The sequence below is a fragment of the Rhodoplanes tepidamans genome, assembly GCF_030813915.1.
GTDB classification, from domain to species: domain Bacteria; phylum Pseudomonadota; class Alphaproteobacteria; order Rhizobiales; family Xanthobacteraceae; genus Rhodoplanes; species Rhodoplanes tepidamans.
In genome coordinates this window covers 128,568-154,322 of sequence record NZ_JAUSUJ010000017.1, presented here as the reverse complement: position 1 = coordinate 154,322, position 25,755 = coordinate 128,568, and the positions used below count along the sequence as shown (strand labels likewise).

Here is a 25,755-nt window from a genome sequence, read left to right as displayed (position 1 = left end):
TACCGGGCGCGGCGGGGGGGGGGGGTGTGGGCGCGGCCCGCCCCCCCCCCCCCCCCGGGGGGGGGGGGGGGGCCGCGGGCCCCCCCGGGGGGGGGGGGGGGGGGCCGCCCCCCCCGCCGAGGCCAGCCGACCGGCGCCGTAAACCCTCACCCCGGCGCGCGCCTGCGGCGCGCCCCGACCCTCTCCCTCAGGGAGAGGGTCCAGAGCGGAGCCGTCCGTGACTGCGTCGCCGCCCTACCCCTCGCAGCGCTTGTTGGATGCGGCGTCGGTGCCGGTGGAGGAGCGGCACTGGCAGCGCGGCGGGCGGTCGAGCAGCGACACCGTGACGGTGGTGATGCGGTCCTTCTTGACCGCCAGCTCGCACAGCATCATCGGATCGCCCGTGGTCGCGACGCCGAGCTTGTGGGTTCCGACCGCCTGGCGCAGCACCGTGTTGCCCTTCTTCAGCGGATCGAGCGTCTGGGAATCGAGCACCAGCTTGAGATGCGCCGGCGGGTTGGCCGGCACGGTGCGGATCTCGACATAGCCGGTCGCGCGCTCGAAGTTGCAGGCCGACAGGCCGAAGGCCGCGAGAAGGGCCGCCGCGACGGACGGCGCCGCGGCGAGACGACGACGCATCGCTCACACTCCCGGCGGCTTCAGCCCGCCGATCAGGGACTTCAGCTTGGTCGAGGCGTCGCGGATCTCGCGGGTCAGGTTGCGGATCACGGCGATCGCCTCGGAAGCGCGGCGCACCTGCATCAGCTCGTCGATGAAGTCCTCGCGGGTCTGCAGGGTGCGCAGCAGGTCGGCGAACTCCTTGCGGGCGCTTTCGAGGTCCTCGCTGGCACGCTCGGTCTCGGTGACGAGCTTGCGCCACTGGTCGAGCAGGAACTCCTTCTCCTCCGGGCGGAAGCGGGCGTCCTGCTCGATCGACTTCAGCTTGGCGCGGCCGTGCGCCAGCGCCTTGGCGCCGAGCTGCGACACGGTGCCGTTGTCGGAGACGGCGCCGAGCAGGCCTGCGACCATCGAGCGCAGCTCCTCGATCTCGGAGCGCGCCTTGCCGACGTCGGAGAGCTCGTCGATGGTGCGGGTCGTGTCCTCGATGCGCTTCGACAGGTCCGGATAGCTCTTCTTCAGCTCCTCGACCTGCTTGGCGTACTCCTCCACCGGCGTGACGGCATCGCCGCCGCCCTGGCCGGCCGACTGGGCGTGCGCCGGGGGCGCCCCGACTGCCAGGACCGACACGATCAGGAGGACGGGCAGCAGCGCGACGGCACGCAGGCGGCCCGGTCCGGCCTGGCGCGGAACGAGGAGAAATCGGAGCATGGCGCGGGCCTCGCGGCGGGCCGAACGACCGAAGCGGCCGGCGGCGACAATGGATCGGTCACGCACTAGGCTTCTACACTTGGGGCGGATTCTTGGCGCCCGCAAGCCCAATCGTCGCAGCCGTCGCCCGCCCCTCGGCGCTCAGCGGCAGCGCGCCGTCAGCCGCGGCGGCTCCGTCCGCTCGGCCGCCTCGCCGCCGCCCGGGCGCCAGAAGGCCAGCACGGCACCGACCAGCGCGAGGCCGCAGCCGAGCAGGATGTCCTCCAGCCGCTCGACGATCAGGGCCGACACCGAGCGCGGATCGGGCAGCGCCAGCCGGAAGGCGATCAGCAGCATCACGGCGATCAGCGCCGTCTGCAGCCAGAACCGCTTCGGCATCTGCAGCGGGATCAGCGGCGCGATCGTCAGCACCAGGACGATCGAGACGACCGGGGTGGCGATGGTGTGGATCAGCACCCAGGCGACGACGACGCCGACCGTGGTGCCGAACATGAACTCGACGATCCGCCGATAGGTCGCCTCGGCGCCGGGCAGCATGACGACCAGCGGCGCCACCGTGATCCAGATCGCCCGCGTCATGCCGAGCGCGATGCCGATCCACAGGCCTACGGCCGCGACGGCCGCGTAGGCGGCCGCGTAGCGCAGCCACTCGTGGTGGCGCTCGAGCCGCGGCGGCACGAAGCCGGCCGGCGCCGGCATCCGGCCGAAGCGCAGATGATCGACGGTGCGGGCCAGCGCGGCGACCGCGAAGGCGAGGCCGGCGAACCAGAAGTCCTCCGGCGCGAAGGGCGGCATGCCGGCGGTGAGGCCGAGCGCGATGGCACCGAAGCGGGCGCCGAGATGCGGCGCCTTGCCCTGGCGGGTCAGCCAGCCGGCGGCGAACAGCGCGACGCAGAACAGCGGCCAGAACGGGTACTCGTAGCCGTGCAGCGCCGTGCCGACGGTCGCCCCGACCGTCATGCCGAGGCCGATCTGCACCAGGGCGAGGAGCCGCGGTCCGAGGCCGCGCTGATCCTCGTCGGCGAAGCAGGCCATCATGCCGATCAGGGCGCCCAGCAGGGCACCGCCCGGGATGCCGGCGAGCGTGCCGGCCGCGAACGGGATCCCGATCGAGACGAGGAAGAGCCAGGAGCGCCGCAGGCCCGGGGTGTCCGGCACGGCCCGCCGCGACAGGTCGCGCGCCGCCCGGACGGCCTGCCGCACCAGCGGCGGGCGCGAGCCGGTGCGGCGCCGCGTCGCCGTCGCGGCGGGATGCACCGGCCGGGAGGCTTCGGGCCGCGGAGACTCGGGCCGGGAGGTGGAGGCGGAAGGCGACACGTCGAGCATGGTCTTCTTGCGGTTTCTTCTGTGGGCGCAGGCGCGAGCCCGTGTCGCACGACACGGGGCCGGGCCTGCGCGGAACGGCATGGAGGCGACGACGAGCGCGGCCCGGAAGCCGGGCCGCGCCAGATCATCGTCGTGATCGGATGATGCCTGTCCTTAATGCCCGATCGGGGCAGGATTATGGACCTACCGCCGAGCCGGCGGCTCGCCCCACTGCCCGCTCGTCCGGGGGCCTATTCGGCCGCGCGGCGGGCGTGGCGGCCCTCCGAGAACTCCTCGATCATCTTGCGGTTGAACGCCGGGATATCCTGCGGCTTGCGCGAGGTGACGAGGCCCTGGTCGGTGACCACCTCCTGGTCGACCCATTCGGCGCCGGCGTTGCGCAGGTCGGTCTGCAGCGACGGCCACGAGGTGACCTTGCGGCCCTTCACCCCGCCGGCGTCGATCAGGGTCCACGGCCCGTGGCAGATCGCGGCGATCGGCTTGCCGGTCTGCACGAAGTGCTTCACGAAGGCGATCGCCTTCGGCTCCAGCCGCAGCGCGTCCGGGTTGATCACGCCGCCGGGCAGCAGCAGCGCCTCGAACTCGTCCGGCTTCGCCTGGTCGAGGGTGCGGTCGACCAGGATCGGATCCTTCTTGTCGTGATGGTCGAAGCCCTGGATCCTGCCGCTCTTGGGAGCGATCACCGACACCTCGGCGCCCTTCTCGCGCAGCGCCTTCACGGGCTCGGTCAGCTCCACCTGCTCGACCCCGTCGGTCGCCAGCACGGCCACCCTGCAGCCTTTCAGATCGTTCGCCATGTCGATTCTCCTTCTTCCGGGTTGCCGCCCCCCTGCCGAGAGCCATCGCCGCAGGGCGGGCAACGGCGCGCCGAAGGGGCGACGTGCCCACGCTGTGCGCCACCGCGCCGCCCTGCTCGTTCGAACCGCGGACCGCGTGGGCACGCTTCGCTTTGCCCACCCTACGGATCTCGATCACGCCAGCAGATCCTCGATCCGGATCGGCAGGTCGCGGATGCGCCTCCCGGTCGCGTGATAGACCGCGTTGGCGATCGCCGCGGCGGTGCCGACATTGGCGAGCTCGCCGAGGCCCTTGACGCCGGCCGGGTTCACCTCGGCGTCCTCCTCCGGCACCATGATCACCTCGATCGACGGCACGTCGGCGTTCACCGGGATCAGGTACTCGGCGATGTTGTCGTTGATATAGCGGGCCTCGCGGCGATCGATCTCGGTCGCCTCGTGCAGGGCCGAGCCGATGCCCCAGATCATCCCGCCCATCAGCTGGCTGCGCGCCGTGCGGGTGTTCATGATGCGGCCGCCCGCGAAGGCGCCGACGGCGCGCGGCACCCGCACCTCGCGGGTGCGCGCATGGACGCGCACCTCGACGAACTCGGCGCCGAGCGCGTACATGATCTTCTCGCCGTGCGGCCCGCCGGTGAGCACGGCCTTGCCGCCGTAGAGCCGGCGCAGCCCGTCCGCCGGCGCGCCCGGCGGAAGATACTCGGCGTATTCCTCGATGGCGGCGGTGCCGAGCCGCTGCATCACGTCGGCGATGCTCTCGGCGGCGCCGTCGGTCGCGACGGCCCGGCCGTCCGTGAAGGACAGCTCGGCCGGCGAGCGGCCGGCGAGCGGCCCCTCGTTCGACGTCGAGGCGGCACGCAGCAGCTTCTCGCGAATGGCGTCGCAGGCCTTGATCACGGCCGAGCAGACGCTCGCCGTGGTGTTGGAGCCGCCCGCCACCGGTCCGGGCGGCAGGTCGGAGTCGCCGAGCTCGACCGTGACGGCGGCGAGCGGCACGCCGAGCCGCTCGGCCGCCTGCTGGCCGATCACCGTGTAGGCGCCGGTGCCGATGTCGTGCGCGGCGACCTGCACCCGCACCTCGCCGCTCGGCAGCAGCCGCACCCGCGCCGCGGTGGCGCCGAGATGGGTCGGATAGCACGCGGTGGCGCAGCCCCAGCCGATCAGCCAGTCGCCGTCGCGCATCGCGCCGGGCTCCGGCTTGTGGTCCGCCCAGCCGAATGCGGCGGCGGCCTCGTCGTAGCACTTCATCAGCGAGCGCGACGTCCACATCTTGCCGCTCACCGTGTCGCGGGTCACGTCGTTGACGCGGCGCAGCTCCACCGGGTCCATGCCGAGCCTCACGGCGAGCTCGTCCATGGCGCTCTCCAGCGCGTACACATAGGGCACCACCGGCGGCGAGCGCATGAAGCCCGGCGTGTTGCGGTCCGCGTGCACGACGCTGACATGGGTCGCCACGGTGCCGAAGTCGTAGAGCCGCACCGTGTCGGAGACGCCGGCGACCTTGTAGGCGTCCGGCCGCGACGTGACCTCGCGGCCCTCGTGCGTGTAGGCGACGATCTTGCCGTCGCGCCGGGCGCCGAGCCGGATGCGGTGCCTGGTCTCGGCCCGGTAGGTCGCGATGGTGAAGCCCTGGTCGCGGCTCGCCACCAGCTTCACGGGCCGGCCCAGCGTCTTGGCGGCGAACGCCACCAGCGCGGTGCGCGGCGTCATCTGCGCCTTGGCGCCGAAGGCGCCGCCGACATACGGGCTGACGACGTGGATCTTCGCCGGATCCATGGCGAGCCGCGCGGCGAGCGCGTTCTTCAGCCCGTAGACGAACTGGCTCGGCTCGTGGACCGTGAGCCTGTCGCCGTCCCACACGCAGGTCGTGGTGAACAGCTCGATGGCGTTGTGGTGCTGGGTCGGGGTGCCGTACTCCGCCGCGATGGTCACCTCGGCCGCGGCCAGCGCCGCCTCGGCGTCGCCGGCCTTGGGAAACTCCTTGCCGGCCGGCTTCTCCTCCACGCCGGCCGAGTCGAAGGTGGCGCTCGGGTCCTGGCGGTCGTAGCTCGCCTTCACGGCATGGGCGGCCTCGCGCGCCGCCTCCAGCGTCTCGGCCACCACCATGGCGATGATCTGGCCGTCGTGGGCGATCTCCGGCCCGAGCTCTTGCACCGAGGTGGACGGGCCGCCGCCGCCCGGCACGTAGTCGAGATGCTTCAGCTCCCTGGTGTTCTCGGCCGTGAAGATCTCGATCACGCCGGGCACGGCGCGGGCCGCCGCGGTGTCGAGCCCGGCGAGGCGGCCGCGGGCGATGCTGCTCGTCACCAGCACGGCATGGGCCGGATGGCCGACCGGCATGTCGGAGGGATAGCGGGCCTCACCGGTGACCTTCAGGCGGGCGTCGAGGCGCGGCTCGGGCCGGCCCATGTTGGCTTTCGGTTCGGGGGCGGCGGCGCTCATGTCCGGATCTCCAGGCGGGCGGCGTCGAGCAGCGCGCGCACCAGCGTGCGGCGGCCGAGATCGACCTTGTAGGCGTTGTGCTCACGGATCTGCGCGTCGGCGAAGGCGGCCTCCGCGGCGGCCTCCGCGGCGGCCTCGTCGAGCCGCCGGCCCTTCAGGGCGTCCTCGGCGGCGCGGGCGCGCCACGGCACCGTGGCGACGCCGCCGAGCGCGATCCGCGCCTCGCGCACCGTGTCGTCGTCGCCGAGCTCGAGCGCGACGGCCGCCGAGGCGAGCGCGAAGTCGTAGGATTCGCGGTCGCGCACCTTCAGATAGAGCGAGCGCCGCGTCCAGGCGCCGGCCGGCACCAGGATCGACGTGATCAGCTCGCCGGGCCCGAGCTGCGTCTCGACGTTCGGCGTCTCGCCGGGCAGCCGGTGCAGATCCGCGGCGGCGATCTCGCGGCGGCCCTGCGGACCGGCGATCTCCAGCCGCGCGTCGAGGGCCACCAGGGCCTGGGCGAAGTCGCCCGGATAGGTGGCGATGCAGGCCTCGCTCACGCCGAGCACGGCGTGCTTGCGATTGACGCCCTCCAGGGCGGCGCAGCCGGAGCCCGGATCGCGCTTGTTGCAGGCCGTCCAGCTGACGTCGCGGAAATACGGGCAGCGAGTGCGCTGGAGCAGGTTGCCGCCGAGCGTCGCCATGTTGCGGAGCTGCTGGCTCGCCGCGAGGTCGAGCGTCTGGGCGATCACCGGGTAGTCGCGGCGCACCGCCGGATCGTCGGCGGCCTGCGCCATGCGGGCGAGCGCGCCGAGCCGCAGCCCGCGGTCGGTCGCGTCGATCGCGCCGTAGCGATCGGCGAGCGGGTTGATATCGATCACGGTCGCCGGCCGCATCACCTCGATCTTCATCAGGTCGAGCAGCGTGGTGCCGCCGGCGACGAACTGCACCGGCGCCTCGACGCGGCTGCCGCGCGACGCGCCGGCGGCCTGCGCCGCCGCATCGAGTGAGTCGGCGCGCCGATAGTGGAACGGCTGCATGTCAGGCCCCCATCTCGGCCTTGGCCTGCTCGACCGCGGCGACGATGTTGGGATAGGCGGCGCAGCGGCACAGATTGCCGCTCATGTATTCGCGGATCTGGGCGGGATCGTTCGCGTGCCCCTCGTTGACGCAGGCGACCGCCGACAGAATCTGTCCCGGCGTGCAGTAGCCGCACTGGAAGGCGTCGTGGTCGACGAAGGCCTGCTGCATCGGATGCAGCGTTCCGTCCGGCCCGGCGAGGCCCTCGATGGTCGTCACCTCGCGGCCTTCGGCCATGGCGGCGAGCGTGAGGCAGGACAGCACCCGGGTGCCGTCGAGCAGCACCGTGCAGGCGCCGCACTGGCCCTGGTCGCAGCCCTTCTTGGTGCCGGTGAGACCGATCCTCTCGCGCAGCGCGTCGAGCAGGGTGGTGCGGGCGTCGAGCGCGAGACGGTGATCGCGGCCGTTGATCGTCAGGGTGAGATCGAGCGGCTGGCGGATGTCGGGCGGGGCCGCGGCCTGGGCGTCCGCCGAGACGGGGCCGAGCAGAGGCACCGCGGCACCGCAGGCGCCGGCGCCCAGGAAGGATCGCCGGTCGAGGCCGGAGGCGGCCGGGGACGAGCGCCCCTCGGGTCGCGCGAAAAGGTCGGGGGTCATGGAAGCTCCGTCGCGTTCGTTCTGGAACGGGCACCGGTCCCGGCCGGCACTCGTTCCGTAGAACGCGTCAAAGCTTCAGGGGTTCGGGTTTGTACCTTTCGCTAACCCGCGTCGGGACGGCGGCGGGATCATACCGTCCATGGTCGTTCCTCATGGTGAGGAACGCTCCGCAGGAGCGCGTCTCGAACCATGAGGCCGAGGCGCATCCGAATGCCGGTCCGTGGCCGCCCCGCCCTTCGAGACAACCGGTGCGCGGGCTCCTCGGGGTGAGCGCGGAACAGCTGGACGAGATCGCGGCCGCTCCGCCCCCTCTCTCAGCAGGCGCTGGAAAAACGCTCCAGGCAGGTCTTCAGGACCTCGTCGCCGGGCTTCTTCCACCAGGTCTCGCCGGAGAAGATCTCGACCTCGTGATAGCCCGTGAAGCCGGCGTCCTCGATCATTCTGGCGATCGCCGGCAGGTCGATGACGCCGTCGCCCATCATGCCGCGGTCGAGCAGCATGTCGCGGGTCGGCACCAGCCAGTCGCAGATGTGATAGGCGAAGATGCGCTTGTCGCGGCCGGCGCGGGCGATCTGGGCCGCGAGATCCGGGTCCCACCAGACGTGATAGGCGTCGATGGCGACGCCGACGTCCGGGCCGAGCTGCTCGCACAGATCCAGCGCCTGCCCCAGCGTGTTCACGCAGGCGCGGTCGCCCGCATACATCGGGTGCAGCGGCTCGATGGCGAGCGGCACCTTGGCGGCCCGGGCGTGCGGCAGGATCGCGGCCATGCCTTCGGCCACCATCTCGCGCGCCGCGACGATGTCGCGCGAGCCCTTCGGCAGCCCGCCGACCACCAGCACCAGGCACTCGGCCCCGATGGTCGCCGCCTCGTCGATGGCGCGTCGGTTGTCGTCGATCGCCGCCTGCCGGCCGGCCGCGTCGGGCGCCGGGAACATGCCGCCGCGGCAGTAGCCGGTGACGTCCATGCCGTGGTCCTTGATCACCTTCGCGGACTCGGCGAGCCCGAAGGCGGCGACCTGATCGCGCCACGGATCGACGGCCTTGATGCCGTGACGGGCGCAGGCCGCGACCGCCTCGCCCAGGTTCCACTGCTCGCGCACGGTGGCGAGATTGATCGACAGGCCTTTGTTGGACATGGCGGGTTCCGAGGTGTCTGGCGTGGACGGACGCGGTCGCGCGGGGCGCGCTCCGCCGCCGGGATGGACTCGTCAGGGGATCGCTTCGAGAAGGGCGCGGACGTAGCCGATGGCGCGGGCCGCGCAGGCGGGGCCGTCCGGCTCGTAGACGAAGGGCTCGACGCCGACGACGTCGCGCCAGCCGACCTCGCGCAGCGCGGTGACGATCGGCGCGAACTCGAGCTCGCCCTCGCCGGGGCCGCGGCGGTTCGGATCGTTGAAGTGGACGTGACCGATCAGCCCGGTCGGGATCCAGCGGCGGATCAGCTCCGGGACCGGCTCCGCCTCGGTGACGGCCGAGGACGAGCAGTCGATCATGGTCCGCAGCGCCGGGCTGTCCACCGCCTGCACGATCGCGGCGGCCTCGGCCACCGTGTTGATGCAGTCGGTCTGGCGCTTCGACAGCGGCTCGATGCAGTAGACGACGCCGGCCTCCGCCGCGGCTGCCGCGACGGCCGCGAAGGCGTCGGCGGCGCGCTTTCGCCCGTCGGCCTCGCTGCCCGGATCGAGCCGGCGCTGGTCGGGCGAGCCGTGCACCAGCACGCCGGCGCCGAGATCGTGCGCCAGGCCGCACAGGCGGCGCATCACGTCGATGCTCGTCTCGCGCGCCGCCGCGTCGGTCGTGGTGATCGACAGGCCGGCCGGCGCCCGCATCAGATAATGCAGGCCCGTGATGGCGATGCCGGCCTCCGCGGCGGCCCGGCGCAGCGCGGCGCGCTCCGCCGCCGGCATCAGATGCGGCGTCTCCGACAGGGTGAAGGGCGCGACCTCCAGCCCGTCGTAGCCGACTGCGGCGGCGAAGCCGCACTGCCGATCGAACGGCAGCGCGGCGATCACCTCGTTGCACAGCGCGATACGCATCACGCCTTGTTCCAGCCGAACACGCGGGCCGCGGCGCGCTGGACGCCCGGGATTGCGCTGAGAATCACCAGCGCCGTGGTGATCCACAGGACCGCCGAGATCGGCCGGAAGAAGAACGGCGTGAGATCCCCGTCGGCCAGCACCAGGGCGCGGCGCAGGCTCTTGTCCAGGATGTCGCCGAGGATGACGCCGAGCACCAGCGGTGCCATCGGGTACTTCATCTCGCGCAGGATGAAGCCGAGCACGCCGAAGAACAGCGTGACGTAGATGTCGAAAAGCCGCAGCGTGATGGCATAGGGGCCGATGACGCAGAGCACGAACACGACCGGCATCAGGCGCTCGCGCGGCACCTTGAGGATCTTCAGCAGCGGCCGGGTCAGCAGGATGCCGAAGATTCCCATCGCGAGGGTGGCCATCGCCACCATCCAGACGACCTGGAAGACGAAGTCCGGACTCTCGATCATGATCATCGGGCCGGGCCGCAGGCCGTGGATCAGCATGGCGGCGAGCAGCACGGCGGCCGGCGCCGAGCCCGGCACGGCCAGCGTGAGGGCCGGGATGATGGCCCCCGGGATGGCGGCGTTGTTGCCGGTCTCGGCGGCGCACAGGCCCTCCTTCGAGCCCTTGCCGAACTGGTCGCGCTCCTTGCTGGCGCGGCGCGCCGCCGCGTAGGAGATCCAGGCGCCGATGTCCTCGCCGACGCCCGGGATGATGCCGACCGCCGTGCCGATGATGCCGGACCGGACGATCGTGCGCTTGTAGTGCCAGAGGTCGGAGAGGCGCGGCACGACGTGATCGACCACGCTGGTGGCGAGCTCGGCGGCGCGGTTGCGCATCACGGTGAGGATCTCGGCGACCCCGAAGGTGCCGACCAGTGCCGGGATGAGCGCGATGCCGCCGGACAGCTCCGACCAGCCGAAGACGAAGCGCTCCTCGGCGTGGATGCCCTCCTGGCCGATCATCGCGACGAACAGGCCGAGGAAGCCGGCGATCCAGCCCTTCAGCGCGTCGTCGAACGAGCACATCTGGCCGGCGATGACGATGCCGAAGATGGCGAGCCAGAAATACTCGTAGGACTGGAAGTCGAGCGCGATCTCGGCGAGCGCCGGGGCGATGATGGCGAGGAAGAAGATGCCGATGAAGGTGCCGATCATCGACGACGTGGTGGCGAGGCCCATCGCCTCGCCGGCCCGGCCCGCCTTGGCGAGCGGAAAGCCGTCCATGGTGGTCGCCGCATTGGCCGGCGTGCCCGGGATGTTGAGCAGGATGGCCGAGCGCGAACCGCCGTAGATGGCGCCGACATAGCAGGAGATCAGCACCAGGATCGCCTGCTCGGGCGCCATCTTGTAGGTGAGGGTCGTCAGCAGCGCGACGCCCATGGTGGCGGTCAGGCCCGGCAGCGCCCCGATGGTGATGCCGACCAGCGTCGCCCAGCAGACGTTGAACACGGTGGTGAAGTTCGCGAACGTCTCGAACGCGGCGAAAAGATGCCCCAGTCCCTCGAACATGATCGATAACCCTTACGGCAGCCGGACCAGGAACAGCGTCTCGAACATGTAGGGGATGAAGCCCGCCGCCAGCACCGCGATCAGTGCCGCGATGGCGAGCTTCCGGGCGCGCATCGGCCACGCCTCGTCGCGCTGCCATTCGAACGAGACGATGAAGACGAACACGAACAGCAGCGTCGCGAGCCAGAACGGGATGTGGCCGACCAGGACGACGGCATAGATGAAGCAGAGGACGGAGCACAGCGCGAGGCGCCGCGAGGCGGCGCGGCGCTCCTCCGGGGTGTCGTCGTCGAGCGGAACCTGGGGGCCGAACGCGCCGGCGAAGGCGGAACGCAGCGCCAGCACGAGACCGAGCAGCGCGATGATGATTCCGAGCAGGCCGGGCACCAGGCCGGGCGCGGTCCACGGATTGATGCTCCGCTCCTCGAGCCGCGGCATCCCCCACGACTCGGCGAAGGCCGCGATGCCGAACACGACCAGGATCACCCCGGTGATCAGATCGGCGCGGGCGAGTGGTCTGGCTTGCATGGATCCTCGCAGGACTCGGGCAGGACGTGATGCGGGGCGGGCCGGGCCCGCCCCGCCGCTCGTTCAGATCACGGCTTCGGAATGCCGACGGTCGCGGGATCGACCTTGGCTTCCTTGCGGTTCCACATGCCCCAGGCGAACTCCTGGATGGCCGGCATGACGGCCTTCTTGGCCTCCTCGCCGTAGACCGCCGCGACGATGGCGCCGCGCTGGGTGGCGTACTTCTTCAGCGCCTCGGACTTGGCGATCTTGTCCTTCCAGATCATCTCCAGGGTGGTGATCACCTCGGCCGGCGTGCCCTTCGGCACGAAGATGCCGAAGTAGTTGTCGGTCGCCTTGTAGCCCGGCACCGACGACGTGACGGTCGGGATGGTGCCGACGCCTTCGAGCTCCAGCGGCTTGGTGGCGAACACGCCGAGCGCGCGCAGGCGCTTGGCCCGCAGCATCTCGGCCTGCTCGACGGCGAGCTGGGTGGTCGCCTGGGTCTCGCCGCCGGCGGTGGCGATGACGGCCGGGTTGCCGCCGTCATAGGTCACCTGGCGCGGCTGCACGCCGGCCGCCTGCGCGAACGCGCCCAGCGCGGCGCCGCCCGACGAGTTGATGCCGGCGGTGGCGACCGTGATGCCGTTCGGCTTCTCCTTCATGGCCTTCACGAGGTCGTCGAGGGTCTTGTAGGGGGTCGCCGCGTTGACGCCCATCACCGAGGCGTTGATCACGCCGAGGAACAGGTGCCAGTCGTCGAGCTTGGTGTTCAGGAGCCCGGTCACCGGATAGGTGCCGAGGTCCTTGGCCGCGCCCGAGGCGAACATGTAGCCGTCCTTCGGCGCCTCGACGACCGACTTGGTGCCGATCGAACCGGACGCGCCCGGCTGGTTGACGATCACCACGGTCTGGCCGATCGCCGCCTCGATCTCCTTGCCGAGGAGCCGCACGACCTGGTCGGTCGAGCCGCCGGCGCCCCACGGCACCACGACGGTGATGGGCTTGGTGGGCTTCCACGGATAGGTCTGGGCATCGGCGACGCCCGTGAGGGCGAGGACCGCCGCGGCGGCCGCGAGCAGGGTACGTTTCATTCGAGGTCTCTCCCTTGTGTCGTAGGCGGGTGTTGGTTGGAAGATCGCGCTTCTGCCGGCGCGCTGAGGTGGCTCCTTACGCCGGCATTGTGACGAACGGCCCGGGGGCGGCCGGCGGAGGGGGACAGGATCGGGCGGAAGACATCAGCACACCGGGGGTCACGCGGCCAGGGGGCGCGACATGGGACGCATCGACGCCCAGTCGGGCAGCGCGCCGGCCGCGAGGCCCGGGGCGGTCGCGATCGAGGCGAGAGACACGGCGCCGTCCCGGATGGCGAGGCGCACGCGTCCGTTCGAACGGGCGTAGAGATCGGGATGCGCGGCCAGGAACCGGCCCTGCTCCGCGTCGGAGGCACCGGCCATGCCGTCGACATAGTGATGGCCGTTGCGCTCGACATGGGTGACGCCCACCAGGGTCGCGAGCGCGAGATCCTGCTGCACCGCGATTCCAGCCTGAGTGGTCAGATCCTCGGCCGACATGAAGGCCCGCGCAACCCCCGTCGCGCCGTCGCCGGCGTTCCAGTGGGCGACTCGCGCACGATTGATCAAGGCGCGGTAAAATCCCTTGCAGGACTTCGCCGAGATGCCGCGATAGCCGAGCGCCCGCGCCGCCGTGAAGACGGCGAGGTCGCTGTCCGACTCGTCGACCTCGACCGGGACCAGGCCGGCGAGCGCATGCACGGGCTCGGCGAGCGCGCGGGCCCGGCCGATCGGCTGCTCGATGTGCAGCGTCGAGGCGACCATGCGGGCGAGCCGCGGCGTCTCGCCCATGCGGCGCCACAGCGCCACCACGGCATCGACCGTGTCGTACTGCTCGTTGCCGTCGAGGGTGACCACATAGGGCTCGGCGATGCGGTCGATCACGGCGGCGATGCCGGACAGCCGCGCGATGTCGGCGTCGGCGTCGCCCGAGACCTTGAGCTTGAAGTGGCGGTGGCCGTAGGCCGCGATCACCTCCTCCAGGCTCTCGGGCAGGCCGTCGTCGAGACGATGCCCCGCCGTGTCGGCACGGGTGAGCGCGTCGACCATGCCGACCGTGTGGCGCACGAAGATCGACGGCGCCGGGGCGAGACCGGCCAGGAACGCATCGATGTCGAAGCCGGCGAGATCGGGGGCGCCCTGCGCGGTCAGGCCGACGCGGTTCGCCGCCACCAGCGCGAAGGCGGGAACGCCCTCGATCCGGGCCAGCGCATCGAGAATCGCGCGCTCGATCTCGGCGATGCCGAACGATGCGACGAGGCCGTTCAGATCCACGGCGGCGCAGGCGGCGCGATGCGCCGGCTCGACCGCGGCGGAGAGCCCGAACGCCGTTCCCTCACCGGCTGCGAGAAAATGCTCGCGCGCGATGGCGAGCGCGCTGCGGAGCTGATCGAAGTTCTGCTCGTTCGACAGGCCCGGCGACTTGTCGAACCACTTCGGCACCATCAGCTGGGCGGCGACGCCCTCGCCCTCGCGCCCGTCGGCGAGCCGGATGCGCACCCGCGTGAAGGCCTGCGGCGCCTCGCGCAGCGTCACCACGCCGAAGCGGAACGGCAGCCGCAGCGTGACCGGACGCTCGAAGAACTCCGCCTCGAGGAGACGCAGGCGCGGCGCGTCCGTCATGCCCGCACCCCGCCCGCGACGCGAGCGGCCGCGCCGGACGCGGCCGCCTCACGAGGTCCATAGATGCGCCGCCGACAAGACCCGGTCACGGGCAGCTCCCTCCATCTAATAACCGGATGGTTACATCCGCGACGACGGCGTCGCAAGGCCCGAAGCCGCCCCGCGCAACGAGATCCGCCATGCGGCCGTCGCAGGCGGCGTGGCGGAGATCCCTGTGCGGCGCGCCGAATTTGCTGCGCCCGCGAACCCGCCTGTGGGATGTTACCATCCGTAGTTTTCCGGGGCGACGGCGTCCGTGCGGGCGATCGAGTCCCACGTCGAGTCCAACGACGCGACGGCGCCTCGCAGGTCGCAGCCTGGAGACGGAAATGGCCGGGACGAGCCCGGCCATCGCGTCTCCAGATGTGCAGATCCGTCGCGCAGGTGCGCTCACACGGTCAGCTTCGGCACGTCGAGCCAGCGGCGCTGCTTCCAGCTCTCGAGTCCGATCTCGGCGAGCTGGACGCCCTTGGCGCCCTGCAGCAGATCGTGCGACCACGGCGTGTCGGCGACCACGTGGCGAATGAAGTTCTCCCACTGGATCTTGAAGCCGTTGTCGTACTCGAAATTGTCCGGCACCTCTTCCCACTGGTCGTAGAAGTTCATGGTCTGCGGGACGTCCGGATTCCAGATCGGGCGCGGCGTGTTGACCCGGTGCTGGGTCCAGCACTTCGACAGGCCGGCCACCGCCGAGCCGTGGGTGCCGTCGACCTGGAAGGTGACGAGGTCGTCGCGGCGCACGCGCACGCACCAGGACGAGTTCATGTGGGCGATGACGCCGCCCTCGAGCTCGAAGGTGGCGTAGGCGGCGTCGTCGGCGTCGGCGACGTAGGTCTTGCCGCTCTCGTCGACGCGGCTCGGGATGTGGGTGGCGCCGAGGCAGCTCACCGCCTTCACCTCGCCGAACAGATTGTCGAGCACGTAGCGCCAGTGGCACAGCATGTCGAGGATGATGCCGCCGCCTTCGGCGAGCTTGTAGTTCCAGCTCGGCCGCTGCGCCGGCTGGCCCCAGTCGCCCTCGAACACCCAGTAGCCGAACTCGCCGCGCACCGAGAACATGCGGCCGAAGAAGCCGGCCTCCTTCAGCTTGGCGATCTTGCGCAGCCCGGGCAGGAACAGCTTGTCCTGGACGACGCCGTTCTTCACGCCGCGCGCCTTGGCGAGCCGCGCCATCGCCAGCGCCTTGTCGACCGTCTCGGAGATCGGCTTCTCGCAGTAGACGTGCTTGCCGGCCTCGATGGCGCGGGTGACCAGATCGGCGCGCGCCTGCGTGGTCGCGGCGTCGAAGAAGACGGTGTCGTCGGGGTTCTTCAGCGCGGCGTCGAGATCCGAGGTGGTGCGCGCGATGCCGTACTGGCGGCCGAGCGCCGCGACCTTCTCGGCGTTGCGGCCGACCAGGATGGGTTCCGGCATCACGCGGTCGCCGTTCGGGAGCAGGACGCCGCCCTCGGCCCGGATGGCGACGATGGAGCGCACCAGATGCTGGTTGAGACCCATGCGTCCGGTGACGCCGTGCATGATGATGCCGAGGTTCCTGGTGGCCACTTGCATGCCTCGCGTAATTTGCAAAAACTGGATGGCGATGCGTCCGGCCGGAACGCCAGAAGTAACCGCCTGGTTACAAATCACCACGACCCGGGGCCGACCGTCAAGCGCCTTGTCACACTCGAAAATGCAGGCCCGAATCGCGCCTTCGCATGGCTCTCCGCCCGGGCGGAGCTTGCTGCGGCGCAACATAATTCTCACAGATTGGCAGCGGGGTCGAGGATCGACGGGGCATTCCGCATGACGAGAGGCGGCCCCGGGCCGCTTCTCGAACTCTCAGATGAAGGTAATTGTTCCCGCCCGCCCCGTCTTCAAGGAACAGATGCGGACCGAGGCGGCGGCGCGGTCAGGGCCGCAGATAGGCGAGGACGACGTCCTCGATATGCCGGCCCCGGGCCTCCAGGCTCTCGGCGTCGTCCATGCTGCGGCCGAAGATGGTGGCGAGCGTGTAGCGGTTGGACAGATAGAAGAAGCCGAGCGACGCGATCGAGATGTAGAGCTGCACCGGATCGATGCCGGGCCGGATGACGCCCTTGGCGGCGCCGCGGTCGAGCTGATGCGACAGGGTGGCGATCAGCGGCGAGTGCAGGTCGCGGATGCGGGCCGACTGCTTCAGATAGCGGGCGCGGTGGAGGTTCTCGGTGCCGAGCAGGCTGAGGAACTCCGGGTGCTTGATGAAGTAGCGCCAGGTGAAGCGGACGAGCTCGCAGATCGCCTCCAGCGGCTCGCGATCGCCGAGATGCAGGTCGCCCTCGGCGTGGCGGATGGCCGAATAGGTCGCCTCCAGGACCGCGACGTAGAGCCCCTCCTTGCCGCCGAAATAGTGGTAGATCATCCGCTTGTTGACGCCGGACCGCTTGGCGATGGTGTCGACCCGGGCCCCGTTGAGGCCCTTGGCCCGGAACTCGTGGGTCGCCGCATCGAGGATGGCGGCACGGGTGCGGACGGGGTCGCGCGGCCCGGTCGGCCGTTTCGGCGGATCGCTCTTGGTCAGGGTCGCTTCCATGGGCCTCGCCCGCGGCGGATTCGCGCCGCCGCCCGGGCACACCATACAGCATTGTTTCGGTCGACGGCACTCGCCGGGTGCGGGATCACACCTGCAGCCAGCGCTGACGCACCGTCTGGTCGGCGGCGAGATCGGCCGACGTGCCGGTCCAGACGACGTGCCCCTTCTCCAGCACGACGTGCCGGTCGGCGAGCCGGGTCATTGCGTCGAGATGCTTGTCGACCAGCAGGATCGCCTGCCCCTCCTGCTTCAGCCGGCCGAGGCCGCGCCAGATCTCGGCCCGGATCAGCGGCGCCAGACCCTCGGTCGCCTCGTCGAGAATCAGGAGCTTCGGGTTGGTCATCAGGGCGCGGCCGATCGCCAGCATCTGCTGCTCGCCCCCCGACAGCTGGCTGCCGAGATGGCCACGCCGCTCGGCGAGCCGCGGAAAGAAGGCGTAGACGCGATCGAGCGTCCAGCGCTCGCCGAAGCGCGCCGCGGCGGTCGCGACGAGGTTTTCCCGCACTGTGAGAGTCGGGAATACCTGCCGGCCCTCCGGCACCAGGCCGAGGCCGAGCTGGGCGATCCGGTAGGGCGGCAGGCCGGCGACCGGCCGCCCCTCGAACGCGACGCTGCCGCCGGTCGGCCGCACCAGGCCCATCAGGGCCCGGATCGTCGTGGTCTTGCCCATGCCGTTGCGGCCGAGCAGCGTCACCACCTCGCCGGCTGCGATGGAGAAGCCGACGTCGAACAGCACCGGCGTCTCGCCATAGCCGGCCTGCAGGTTTTCGACGGTCAGCATGGGGCGCTCCGACATCCCGACGCCGTCATGCCCGGCCTTGTGCCGGGCATCCACGTCTTGGCGGCGGGCGAAGGCGTGGGTGGCCGGGACGAGCCCGGCCATGACGAAGGATGGGTCGAAAACGCGCTCATCGCTCGAACTCGATCTCGTCGCCCAGATAGGCGGCGACGACCTGGGGGTCCTCGCGCACCTCGTCGGGCTTGCCGCTCAGCAGGATGCGGCCGTAGATCAGCACCGAGATGTGGTCGGCCAGGGCGAACACGGCGGTCATGTCGTGCTCGACCAGCATCATGGCGAAGCGGCCCTTGAGGCGACGCAGCACCGCGATCAGGCGCGCCGTCTCCTCCCGGCCGGTGCCCGCCATCGGCTCGTCGAGCAGCAGCAGCTTCGGCTCGGTGACCAGCGCCATCGCGAGCTCGAGCGCACGCTTCTCCCCGTGCGAGAGATGCCCGGCCGGCACGTCGGCCCGCTCGGCGAGCCCGACCTCCTCCAGGGCCGCCAGGGCGGGCCCGTTGAGGGCCGGCTCGGCGGCGGCGTCGCCGACGAAGCGGTAGCTCGAGCCGGCATGCGCCTGCACCGCGACGGCGACGTTCTCCAGGGCCGAGAAGGCCGGCAGCACCGAGGTGATCTGGAACGTGCGGGCGAGCCCGCGCCGCGCCCGCTCGTGCGGCGGAAGCCGGGTGATGTCGTGGCCGGCGAACAGAATGCGCCCGGAATCGGAGGGCAGCACGCCCGAGATCTGGTTGATCAGCGTGGTCTTGCCGGCCCCGTTCGGACCGATGACGGCGTGCAGCTCGCCGGGCGCCACCGACAGCGTGACCTGGTCGGTGACCACGAGGCCGCCGAACTGCTTTCGCAGCCCCTCCAGCGCGAGCACGGGCTCAGCCACGGCGCAGCCTTCGGCTCACGGCGCCGGCGAGCGCCGTCCCGATCCCGATCAGCCCGCCGCGCACGAACACCACGACCAGCACCAGCAGCGGGCCGAAGATCATCTTCCAGTGCTCGGTGAGCGTCGCCAGCCACTCCTCCAGCAGCAGGAAGGCGATCGCCCCGAGGACCGCGCCGTGCAGCGTGCCGAGCCCGCCGAGCAGCACCATGATGATCAGCTCGCCGGAGCGCTGCCACGACATGTAGGCCGGGCTGACGAACTCGGTCGCGTTGGCGAGCAGGACGCCGGCGAGCCCGGCGATCATGCCGGCGATCACATAGGCGACGAGCTGGAACCGATAGACCTGGAAGCCGAGCGTCGTCATCCGCAGCGCGTTGTCCTTGGCGCCGCGCAGCACCCGGCCGAAACGCGAGGCGATCAGCGTCCGGCACGTCAGATAGACGGCGAGCAGCGCCGCGAGCACCACGTAGTAGAAGACCACCGGCCGGTCGAGCACCGCGACGCCGAACAGGGTCGAGCGCTCGTGCACGGTGAGGCCGTCGTCGCCGCCGTAGGGGGCCAGCGACGACGCGGTGAAGAACGCCATCTGGCCGAAGGCCAGGGTGATCATGATGAAATAGACGCCCTTGGTGCGCAGGCAGACCAGCCCCGTCACCAGGGCGAACAGGCCGGAGGCGAGGAGCGCCACCGGCAGCGCGATGGTCAGATCCGTGATCTCGTGGGCGCCGAGCATGCCGACCGCATAGGCGCCGAGCCCGACGAAGGCGGCCTGCCCGAAGGTCACCAGCGCGGCGTAGCCGATCAGCAGGTCGACCGACAGCGCCGCGATGGCGAAGATCATCACCCGGACGAAGAGATCGAGCATGTAGCCGGCCGACAGCGCCGCCGTGACGAGCGGCAGCAGCGCGAGCGCGGCGAACAGCACGAGCGGTAGCGCCACGGCGGCACGGCTGCGGCGCGTGCGCGGGGCCGCCTCGACCGGACCCACGGCCTGCGTCATCTCAGCGGCCCTTCGCCGGGAACAGCCCGGTGGGGCGCACATAGAGCACCACGGCCATCAGCAGGTAGATGAGCATCGAGGCGAGCGCCGGGCCGACCGTGCGGGCCGTCGACGACGACATGAACAGGCGCAGCACATCGACCGCGAAGGAGCGGCCGAGCGTGTCGACCAGCCCGATCAGCAGGGCGGCCACGAAGGCGCCGCGGATCGAGCCGATGCCGCCGATGACGATCACCACGAAGGCGAGGATCAGGATGGTGTCGCCCATGCCGGGCTCGACCGACAGGATCGGCGCGATCATGATCCCGGCGAAGCCGGCCAGCATGGCGCCGAAGCCGAACACCAGGGTGAACAGCCGTCGGATGTCGACCCCGAGCGCCGAGACCATCTCGGGATTGGTGGCGCCGGCCCGCACCAGCATGCCCATGCGGGTCCGCGACACCAGGACCCACAGCAGCGCCGCGACCGCGAGGCCGCTGCCGATGATGACCAGCCGCCAGACGGGATAGAGGATGCCGGGGGCGAGCGCGACCGAGCCGGTGAGCGCCTCGGGCACCGGCAGGGAGAGCGGCGCGGCGCCCCACACGTATTTCACCGCCGCGTTGAGGAACAGGATGATGCCGAAGGTCGCGATCACGTGGTCGAGATGGTCGCGCCCGTAGAGATGGCGGAACACCGCCGCCTCCAGCAGCAGCCCGAAGGCGAGCGCGGCGGCGAGCGCCAGCACGAGCGCCAGCACGAAGCTGTCGGTGAGCCCGTAGAAGGCGACCGCCAGATAGGCGCCCAGCATGTACTGCACGCCGTGCGCCAGGTTGATGAAGTCCATCACGCCGAACACGAGCGTCAGCCCGGCGGCGATCAGGAACAGCAGCACCCCGAGCTGCAGGCCGTTGAGGACTTGGACGACGAGGAGCGTGGTGGACATCGGGAGCGGGCTGTCGTGGGGTGCAGGGTGGGCAAGGCGCAGCGTGCTCACGCCGTTCATGTCGTGCCGGAGCCACGGGATCCCCGTTCGGCGTGGGCACGGCGCGTGCGCGCCTTTACCCACCCTGCGGCGCCGTGCCCGGCGGCAGGCGGCCGCCTCACTTCATCTTGCAGCTCTTCACGTAGGGGTCGGCGTAGTCGTCGAACACCTTCTCGACGATCTCGGTCTGATACTTGCCGTCGGGGCGCTTGGCCACCTTCGTCAGGTAGAAGTCCTGGACCGGATAGTTGTTGGTGTTGTACCTGAAGTCGCCGCGCAGCGAGACGAAGTCGGCCTTCTTCAGCGCCGCCCGCAGCGCGTCGCGGTCCTTTGTGTCGCCCTTCGTGGCCTTCAGCGCGCTGTCGATCAGCAGCGCCGTGTCGTAGGCCTGGAACGCGTAGGTCGCCGGGACGGCGCCGAACGCCGCCTCGTAGGCGGCGACGAAGGCCTTGTTCTGCGGGTTGTCGAGGTTGGGCGCCCAGTTCGAGCCGGCGAAGAAGCCGAGCGCGGCGTCCTGCTGGGCCGGCAGGGTCGACTCGTCCACCGTGAAGGTCGAGAACACCGGGATGGTGTCGGCGAGACCGGCCTGCCGGTACTGCTTGACGAAGTTGACGCCCATGCCGCCGGGCAGGAACACGAAGACGACCTCGGGCTTGGCGGCGGCGATCTTCGACAGCTCGGCCGAGTAGTCGAGCTGGTTCAGCGGGACGTAGACCTCGTCGAGGATCTCGCCCTTGAACCAGCGCTTGAAGCCGGCGAGCGAGTCCTTTCCGGCCTGGTAGTTGGGCGCCATGATGAAGGCGGTCTTCTTGCCCGAGTCCTGGGCGTGCTTGCCCGAGATCTCGTGCATCTGGTCGTTCTGGTAGGAGGTGACGAACAGGTTCGGATTGCAGTCGCGCCCGGCATAGTTCGAGGTGCCGGCGTTCGGGCTGATCAGGATGGCGCCCCCGTCGGTCGCCGGCTTCACGATCGCCTGCAGGATGTTGGAGAACACCGGGCCGACCACGAAGTCGACCTTGTCGCGCTCGACGAACGCCTTGACCTTGCCGACCGCGATGTCCGGCTTGAGTTCGTCGTCCTGGACCAGGACCTCGACCTCGCGGCCGCCGAGCTTGCCGCCGAGATCCCTGACGGCGAGCTGGAAGCCGTTGCGGATCTGCTGGCCCAGCACCGCCGGCGGCCCCGACAGGGTGGCGATCACGCCGATCTTGAGCTTCTCCTGCGCCTTGTCCTGGGCCTGCGCCGGGGCGACCAGCGCAACGGCCGCGACGGCGGCGAGCAACGGAATGGTTCTGGTCATCGCAACTCTTCCTCCGAAAACAGGACGGGCGTCGGGGGGCGGGCACAGCCGGTCCGCGAGATAAGCCGGTCCGAGGCTTCGCTTTCAAGCGAAAAAACGAGGCACCGGCAGGGGATCGCCCTCTCGGCCGGCCCCGGCGGCTTGCACGAGGGAGGCGAAAAGCGCACTTTGCCGCCCGGACGCTCGTCCCGGCCCTTTCGGGCCGCGCCCGGCCCGCGCGGGGCCGGAGGGGGAACATTGCATGATCGAGCCGTACAACGCGGTCGGGCTCATTCCGACCTTCTGGGGCATCCGCACCCGCGACGACATCAAGAACAACATCGACCATTTGAAGAGCCTGACCAAGGCGGCCTTCTGGCTGTCCAATCTCGACATCCCGGTCCGCCTCCTCGCCATTCCCGAGGGCGGCCTGATGGGCTTCAACGACGAGGTCCTGGACGTCGACCACGCCGATTTCGCCAACACCTGCGCGATCGACATCCCGGGCCCGGAGACCGACGAGATCGCCGCGCTGGCGCGCGAGTGGAACGTCTACATCATGGCGCAGGCCAAGGCCCGCCATCCGGACTGGAAGGACCGCTTCTTCAACGTCGGCTTCGTCGTCGACCCGGACGGCGAGATCGTGCTCAAGCACTACAAGCTCGGCGCCCTCCTGCCGGTCGAGCGCTCGGTGTCGCCGCACGACATCTACGACTGGTGGATCGAGAAATACGGCCGCACGCTGGACGCCTTCTGGCCCGTCGCCGACACCAAGATCGGCCGGCTCGGCATCATGATGGCGATGGAGGGGTCGTATCCGGAGAACGGCCGCGGCCTCGCCATGAACGGCGCCGAGGTGGTCTACCGCGCCTCGCTGCCCGCCCCGTTCACCGAGAACGACTTCTTCGAGATCACCAACCGCTGCCGGGCGCTCGAGAACAACATGTACATCGTCGCCCCGAACATCGGCAGCTATCACCTCTATCCCGAGGGCAAGGTCGGCATCGACGCCGGCGGCGGCCAGTCGATGATCGTCGACTATCGCGGCCAGCTGGTCGGCAAGCAGCGCGACACCAACGGCTCGACCTTCGTGTCGGGCGTCATCAACATCGAGGCGCTGCGCCATCACCGCGAGAGCGCCCAGGTGACCAACTGGCTCAAGGACGTGCGCACCGAGCTCGCCCAGATCATCTACGAGCAGCCCGTCTATCCGAAGAACATGTACATGGACAAGATTCCGGCCCGGCACGCCGACTACAAGCGCGACGTGATCGACCGGCAGGTCGCCCTCATGCAGGAGCGCGACATCTGGAAGAAGCCGTCGCGGTGATGTCGGGCGTCGTCATTCCGGGGCGCACCGCAGGTGCGAACCCGGAATCCAGCGACACGCTCCGAGGTCCTGGCTGGATTCCGGGTTCGCCGCTTCGCGGCGCCCCGGAACGACGCTCGGACCGACCGCTTTCACGACTCTGTTTCGGACGAACGAAAGACCCGAACGCATGACCGACACCTACAAGTTCCTGCTGCCCGAGAACCGCATCCCGCGGGCCTGGTACAACATCGCGGCCGACCTGCCGGCGCCGCCGCCGCCGGTGCTGCATCCGGGCACGGGCAAGCCGATCGGCCCCGACGACCTCGCCGCGATCTTCCCGATGGAGCTGATCAAGCAGGAGGTCGCGACCGAGCGCGAGATCGAGATCCCCGAGCCGGTGCGCGAGATCTACAAGCTGTGGCGGCCGGCGCCCTTGCACCGCGCGGTGCGGCTCGAGCGCGCGCTCGATACGCCGGCCCGCATCTTCTACAAGTACGAGGGCGTCTCGCCGGCCGGCAGCCACAAGCCGAACACCGCGGTGGCGCAGGCCTTCTACAATCGCGAGGCCGGCATCCGGAAGCTCGCGACCGAGACGGGCGCCGGCCAGTGGGGCTCCTCGCTCGCCTTCGCCGGGTCGATCTTCGGCCTCGAGGTGAAGGTCTACATGGTGAAGGTCTCCTACAACCAGAAGCCCTATCGCCGGGCCCTGATGGAGACCTACGGGGCCACCTGCATCCCGAGCCCCTCGATGGAGACGGCGGCCGGCCGCGCCGTGCTGGCGCAGAACCCGGACTCGAACGGCAGCCTCGGCATCGCCATCTCCGAGGCGGTCGAGATCGCCGCCCAGAACCCCGACACCAACTACGCGCTCGGCAGCGTGCTCAACCACGTCGCCCTGCACCAGACCGTCATCGGCCTCGAGGCGATCGAGCAGATGGAGATGGCCGGCTTCTGGCCCGACGTCGTCATCGGCTGCGCCGGCGGCGGCTCCAACTTCGCCGGCATCGCGTTCCCGTTCCTCGGGCTGAAGCTGCGCGAGGGCAAGGACGTGCGGGTCCTGGCGGTCGAGCCGGCGGCGTGCCCGACGCTGACGCGCGGCAGCTACGCCTACGACTTCGGCGACACGGCGCATCTCACGCCGCTGATGAAGATGCACACGCTCGGCTCCAGCTTCATGCCGCCCGGGTTCCATGCCGGCGGCCTGCGCTATCACGGCATGAGCCCGCTGGTGAGCCACGCCAAGGAGCTCGGCCTGATCGAGGCGAAGGCCGTGCACCAGAATCCGTGCTTCGAGGCGGGCCTCCTGTTCGCCCGCAGCGAGGGCATCGTGCCGGCGCCGGAATCGACCCACGCGGTCCGCGCCGCGGTCGACGAGGCGCTCGCCGCCAAGGCCGAGGGCAAGCCGCGCACCATCCTGTTCAACCTGTCCGGCCACGGCCATTTCGACATGCAGGCCTACACGGACTACCTGTCGGGCAAGCTGGAGGACCGCGACTACGACGCGGCGGCCCTCCAGGCCTCGCTCGACGCCCTGCCCCAGGTCGCGGCGGAGTGACGGCACCCGGGGCGGCCGCCGCACCGGCGGTCGCCCCGCGCGGCGATCACGACCGGGCGGCGCGCGCCGAAGCCGCCGCCGCGGTCGTCACTGCATCCGGATGCCGCGGGCCCGGATGACGTCGCCCCACTTGGCGTTCTCCTTGACCATGTAGCCGGCGAACTGCTCGGGCGAGCCGCCGGAGATGATCGCGCCCTGCTTGGTCAGCAACGCGCGGACGTGATCGTCCGCGAGGGTCGCGAGCAGTGCGGCGTTGAGGCGCGCGACGATCGCCGAGGGCGTGCCGGCCGGCACCATCAGGGCGACGTCGGTCGACGATTCGAAGCCCGGCACGCCCGACTCCGCGATGGTCGGCACGTCGGCCGCGAGCGGCAGCCGCTCCGCCGTGCTGACGCCGAGCATCCTGATCTTGCCGCCCTCGGCGATCGGCAGGGCGACGACGGCGTCGACGAAGCCGCACGCCACCTCGCCCGACACCAGCGCCTGCACGGCCGGCCCGCCGCCCCGATAGGGGACGTGCAGCATGCGGAAGTTCGCCATCGCCATGAGCAGCTCGGCGGCGAGATGGCTCGACGAGCCCGGCCCCGAGGATTCGAAGACGACGCCGTCCGGCTGCCGCGCCCGCACATAGGGCAGGAACTCGGCGAAGGTCTTCACCGGCAGCGACGGATTGCAGCAGAACACCTGCGGGCTGCGGATCACGAGGCCGACCGGGGCGAACGCCTTGCTGCTGTCGTACGGCAGCTTCTCGAACAGATGCGGCGCCATCGCGTAGGTGCTGTTGGTCGCCAGCAGCACCGTGTAGCCGTCCGGCTCGGCCTGTGCCGCCACGGCGTGCCCGATGGTGCCGGCGGCGCCGGGACGGTTCTCCACCACGGTCGGCTGTCCCAGCTCCACGCCGAGGCGCTGCGCCAGGATCCGGCCGGTCACGTCGGTGATGCCGCCCGGCGGCCACGGCACGATCATCTTCACCGGCCGCGACGGGTAGCCCGGCTGCGACGCCGCCGGGAATGCCGCGGCCGATGCCGCTGCGGCGGCGAGCGTGGACAGCACGGAACGGCGGGACCAGAGCGTCATGGGCTTCTCCTTCGATGAGGGCACGCAGC

General features: G+C 70.6%; 23 protein-coding genes. 2 read left to right on the top strand and 21 right to left on the bottom strand.

The annotated features are described in order from the left end of the window. Positions 1–234: 234 nt before the first annotated feature. From J2S22_RS20220 to J2S22_RS20125, 20 genes are all read right to left on the bottom strand, one after another. Positions 235–618 carry a hypothetical protein gene (locus tag J2S22_RS20220; protein WP_272779201.1) on the bottom strand — a complete coding sequence of 128 codons (384 nt, stop codon included), beginning with the start codon at positions 616–618 and terminating at the stop codon, positions 235–237. Between the two features lie 3 nt (positions 619–621). Continuing rightward, complete coding sequence (locus J2S22_RS20215) at positions 622–1,308, bottom strand: hypothetical protein (protein ID WP_272779202.1); 687 nt, start codon at positions 1,306–1,308, stop codon at positions 622–624. Between the two features lie 141 nt (positions 1,309–1,449). Continuing rightward, positions 1,450–2,634 (bottom strand): FUSC family protein, encoded by a 1,185-nt coding sequence (locus J2S22_RS20210; RefSeq protein WP_272779203.1) that lies wholly within the window; start codon positions 2,632–2,634, stop codon positions 1,450–1,452. A 230-nt stretch (positions 2,635–2,864) separates the two neighbouring features. After that, on the bottom strand, positions 2,865–3,431 hold the full coding sequence (locus tag J2S22_RS20205; RefSeq protein ID WP_272779204.1) for a type 1 glutamine amidotransferase domain-containing protein: 567 nt from the start codon (positions 3,429–3,431) through the stop codon (positions 2,865–2,867). A gap of 174 nt (positions 3,432–3,605) precedes the next feature. Further along, positions 3,606–5,873 carry a xanthine dehydrogenase family protein molybdopterin-binding subunit gene (locus J2S22_RS20200; protein ID WP_272779205.1) on the bottom strand — a complete coding sequence of 756 codons (2,268 nt, stop codon included), beginning with the start codon at positions 5,871–5,873 and terminating at the stop codon, positions 3,606–3,608. Continuing rightward, positions 5,870–6,892: an FAD binding domain-containing protein gene (locus J2S22_RS20195; protein ID WP_272779206.1), complete on the bottom strand. Its 1,023-nt coding sequence runs from the start codon at positions 6,890–6,892 to the stop codon at positions 5,870–5,872. Before J2S22_RS20195 ends, J2S22_RS20200 begins: the two co-directional genes overlap by 4 nt. 1 nt (position 6,893) lies before the next feature. After that, on the bottom strand, positions 6,894–7,529 hold the full coding sequence (locus J2S22_RS20190; RefSeq protein WP_272779207.1) for a (2Fe-2S)-binding protein: 636 nt from the start codon (positions 7,527–7,529) through the stop codon (positions 6,894–6,896). A 314-nt stretch (positions 7,530–7,843) separates the two neighbouring features. Next, positions 7,844–8,668: a sugar phosphate isomerase/epimerase family protein gene (locus J2S22_RS20185; RefSeq protein WP_272779208.1), complete on the bottom strand. Its 825-nt coding sequence runs from the start codon at positions 8,666–8,668 to the stop codon at positions 7,844–7,846. 72 nt (positions 8,669–8,740) lie between these two features. Then, positions 8,741–9,568: a sugar phosphate isomerase/epimerase family protein gene (locus J2S22_RS20180; protein WP_272779209.1), complete on the bottom strand. Its 828-nt coding sequence runs from the start codon at positions 9,566–9,568 to the stop codon at positions 8,741–8,743. Continuing rightward, on the bottom strand, positions 9,568–11,076 hold the full coding sequence (locus J2S22_RS20175; protein ID WP_272779210.1) for a tripartite tricarboxylate transporter permease: 1,509 nt from the start codon (positions 11,074–11,076) through the stop codon (positions 9,568–9,570). Before J2S22_RS20175 ends, J2S22_RS20180 begins: the two co-directional genes overlap by 1 nt. A 12-nt stretch (positions 11,077–11,088) precedes the next feature. Continuing rightward, a complete protein-coding gene (locus tag J2S22_RS20170) occupies positions 11,089–11,604 on the bottom strand; it encodes a tripartite tricarboxylate transporter TctB family protein (protein ID WP_272779211.1) in 516 nt (171 codons plus the stop codon). A 68-nt stretch (positions 11,605–11,672) separates the two neighbouring features. Continuing rightward, positions 11,673–12,677 (bottom strand): Bug family tripartite tricarboxylate transporter substrate binding protein, encoded by a 1,005-nt coding sequence (locus J2S22_RS20165; RefSeq protein WP_272779212.1) that lies wholly within the window; start codon positions 12,675–12,677, stop codon positions 11,673–11,675. A gap of 159 nt (positions 12,678–12,836) precedes the next feature. Continuing rightward, on the bottom strand, positions 12,837–14,279 hold the full coding sequence (locus J2S22_RS20160) for an enolase-like domain-containing protein (protein ID WP_272779213.1): 1,443 nt from the start codon (positions 14,277–14,279) through the stop codon (positions 12,837–12,839). A gap of 429 nt (positions 14,280–14,708) precedes the next feature. Continuing rightward, entirely contained in the window at positions 14,709–15,869 is a 1,161-nt protein-coding gene (locus tag J2S22_RS20155) for a Gfo/Idh/MocA family protein (protein ID WP_272840424.1), read from the bottom strand. Positions 15,870–16,209: 340 nt separating this feature from the next. Next, positions 16,210–16,869, bottom strand: coding sequence for a TetR/AcrR family transcriptional regulator (locus J2S22_RS20150; protein ID WP_272779214.1), 660 nt, complete (start codon positions 16,867–16,869; stop codon positions 16,210–16,212). A gap of 85 nt (positions 16,870–16,954) precedes the next feature. After that, positions 16,955–17,650 carry an ABC transporter ATP-binding protein gene (locus J2S22_RS20145; RefSeq protein WP_272779215.1) on the bottom strand — a complete coding sequence of 232 codons (696 nt, stop codon included), beginning with the start codon at positions 17,648–17,650 and terminating at the stop codon, positions 16,955–16,957. Positions 17,651–17,777: 127 nt separating this feature from the next. Beyond that, positions 17,778–18,539, bottom strand: a complete 762-nt coding sequence (locus J2S22_RS20140; RefSeq protein ID WP_272779216.1) for an ABC transporter ATP-binding protein — start codon at positions 18,537–18,539, stop codon at positions 17,778–17,780. Beyond that, positions 18,532–19,539 carry a branched-chain amino acid ABC transporter permease gene (locus J2S22_RS20135; RefSeq protein ID WP_272779217.1) on the bottom strand — a complete coding sequence of 336 codons (1,008 nt, stop codon included), beginning with the start codon at positions 19,537–19,539 and terminating at the stop codon, positions 18,532–18,534. The genes J2S22_RS20140 and J2S22_RS20135 overlap by 8 nt, the downstream gene beginning before the upstream one ends. Before the next feature lies 1 nt (position 19,540). After that, positions 19,541–20,464: a branched-chain amino acid ABC transporter permease gene (locus J2S22_RS20130; RefSeq protein WP_272779218.1), complete on the bottom strand. Its 924-nt coding sequence runs from the start codon at positions 20,462–20,464 to the stop codon at positions 19,541–19,543. Positions 20,465–20,621: 157 nt separating this feature from the next. Beyond that, complete coding sequence (locus J2S22_RS20125) at positions 20,622–21,803, bottom strand: ABC transporter substrate-binding protein (protein WP_272779219.1); 1,182 nt, start codon at positions 21,801–21,803, stop codon at positions 20,622–20,624. Positions 21,804–22,044: 241 nt separating this feature from the next. On the opposite strand from J2S22_RS20125, the gene J2S22_RS20120 reads away from it, so the two are divergent. Next, entirely contained in the window at positions 22,045–23,112 is a 1,068-nt protein-coding gene (locus J2S22_RS20120; RefSeq protein ID WP_272779220.1) for a nitrilase-related carbon-nitrogen hydrolase, read from the top strand. 169 nt (positions 23,113–23,281) lie between these two features. Then, a complete protein-coding gene (locus J2S22_RS20115) occupies positions 23,282–24,649 on the top strand; it encodes a TrpB-like pyridoxal phosphate-dependent enzyme (RefSeq protein ID WP_272779221.1) in 1,368 nt (455 codons plus the stop codon). 87 nt (positions 24,650–24,736) lie between these two features. Here the strand turns inward: J2S22_RS20115 and J2S22_RS20110 are convergent, their stop codons facing one another. Beyond that, complete coding sequence (locus J2S22_RS20110) at positions 24,737–25,726, bottom strand: Bug family tripartite tricarboxylate transporter substrate binding protein (RefSeq protein WP_272779222.1); 990 nt, start codon at positions 25,724–25,726, stop codon at positions 24,737–24,739. Positions 25,727–25,755: the final 29 nt, after the last annotated feature.

What these genes read in the sequence shown, in the direction of transcription:
- J2S22_RS20220 (WP_272779201.1), bottom strand. Translation starts at nt 618, where the DNA reads ATGCGTCGTCGTCTCGCCGCGGCGCCGTCCGTCGCGGCGGCCCTTCTC.
- J2S22_RS20215 (WP_272779202.1), bottom strand. Translation starts at nt 1,308, where the DNA reads ATGCTCCGATTTCTCCTCGTTCCGCGCCAGGCCGGACCGGGCCGCCTG.
- J2S22_RS20210 (WP_272779203.1), bottom strand. Translation starts at nt 2,634, where the DNA reads ATGCTCGACGTGTCGCCTTCCGCCTCCACCTCCCGGCCCGAGTCTCCG.
- J2S22_RS20205 (WP_272779204.1), bottom strand. Translation starts at nt 3,431, where the DNA reads ATGGCGAACGATCTGAAAGGCTGCAGGGTGGCCGTGCTGGCGACCGAC.
- J2S22_RS20200 (WP_272779205.1), bottom strand. Translation starts at nt 5,873, where the DNA reads ATGAGCGCCGCCGCCCCCGAACCGAAAGCCAACATGGGCCGGCCCGAG.
- J2S22_RS20195 (WP_272779206.1), bottom strand. Translation starts at nt 6,892, where the DNA reads ATGCAGCCGTTCCACTATCGGCGCGCCGACTCACTCGATGCGGCGGCG.
- J2S22_RS20190 (WP_272779207.1), bottom strand. Translation starts at nt 7,529, where the DNA reads ATGACCCCCGACCTTTTCGCGCGACCCGAGGGGCGCTCGTCCCCGGCC.
- J2S22_RS20185 (WP_272779208.1), bottom strand. Translation starts at nt 8,668, where the DNA reads ATGTCCAACAAAGGCCTGTCGATCAATCTCGCCACCGTGCGCGAGCAG.
- J2S22_RS20180 (WP_272779209.1), bottom strand. Translation starts at nt 9,568, where the DNA reads ATGCGTATCGCGCTGTGCAACGAGGTGATCGCCGCGCTGCCGTTCGAT.
- J2S22_RS20175 (WP_272779210.1), bottom strand. Translation starts at nt 11,076, where the DNA reads ATGTTCGAGGGACTGGGGCATCTTTTCGCCGCGTTCGAGACGTTCGCG.
- J2S22_RS20170 (WP_272779211.1), bottom strand. Translation starts at nt 11,604, where the DNA reads ATGCAAGCCAGACCACTCGCCCGCGCCGATCTGATCACCGGGGTGATC.
- J2S22_RS20165 (WP_272779212.1), bottom strand. Translation starts at nt 12,677, where the DNA reads ATGAAACGTACCCTGCTCGCGGCCGCCGCGGCGGTCCTCGCCCTCACG.
- J2S22_RS20160 (WP_272779213.1), bottom strand. Translation starts at nt 14,279, where the DNA reads ATGACGGACGCGCCGCGCCTGCGTCTCCTCGAGGCGGAGTTCTTCGAG.
- J2S22_RS20155 (WP_272840424.1), bottom strand. Translation starts at nt 15,869, where the DNA reads ATGCAAGTGGCCACCAGGAACCTCGGCATCATCATGCACGGCGTCACC.
- J2S22_RS20150 (WP_272779214.1), bottom strand. Translation starts at nt 16,869, where the DNA reads ATGGAAGCGACCCTGACCAAGAGCGATCCGCCGAAACGGCCGACCGGG.
- J2S22_RS20145 (WP_272779215.1), bottom strand. Translation starts at nt 17,650, where the DNA reads ATGCTGACCGTCGAAAACCTGCAGGCCGGCTATGGCGAGACGCCGGTG.
- J2S22_RS20135 (WP_272779217.1), bottom strand. Translation starts at nt 19,539, where the DNA reads ATGACGCAGGCCGTGGGTCCGGTCGAGGCGGCCCCGCGCACGCGCCGC.
- J2S22_RS20130 (WP_272779218.1), bottom strand. Translation starts at nt 20,464, where the DNA reads ATGTCCACCACGCTCCTCGTCGTCCAAGTCCTCAACGGCCTGCAGCTC.
- J2S22_RS20125 (WP_272779219.1), bottom strand. Translation starts at nt 21,803, where the DNA reads ATGACCAGAACCATTCCGTTGCTCGCCGCCGTCGCGGCCGTTGCGCTG.
- J2S22_RS20120 (WP_272779220.1), top strand. Translation starts at nt 22,045, where the DNA reads ATGATCGAGCCGTACAACGCGGTCGGGCTCATTCCGACCTTCTGGGGC.
- J2S22_RS20115 (WP_272779221.1), top strand. Translation starts at nt 23,282, where the DNA reads ATGACCGACACCTACAAGTTCCTGCTGCCCGAGAACCGCATCCCGCGG.
- J2S22_RS20110 (WP_272779222.1), bottom strand. Translation starts at nt 25,726, where the DNA reads ATGACGCTCTGGTCCCGCCGTTCCGTGCTGTCCACGCTCGCCGCCGCA.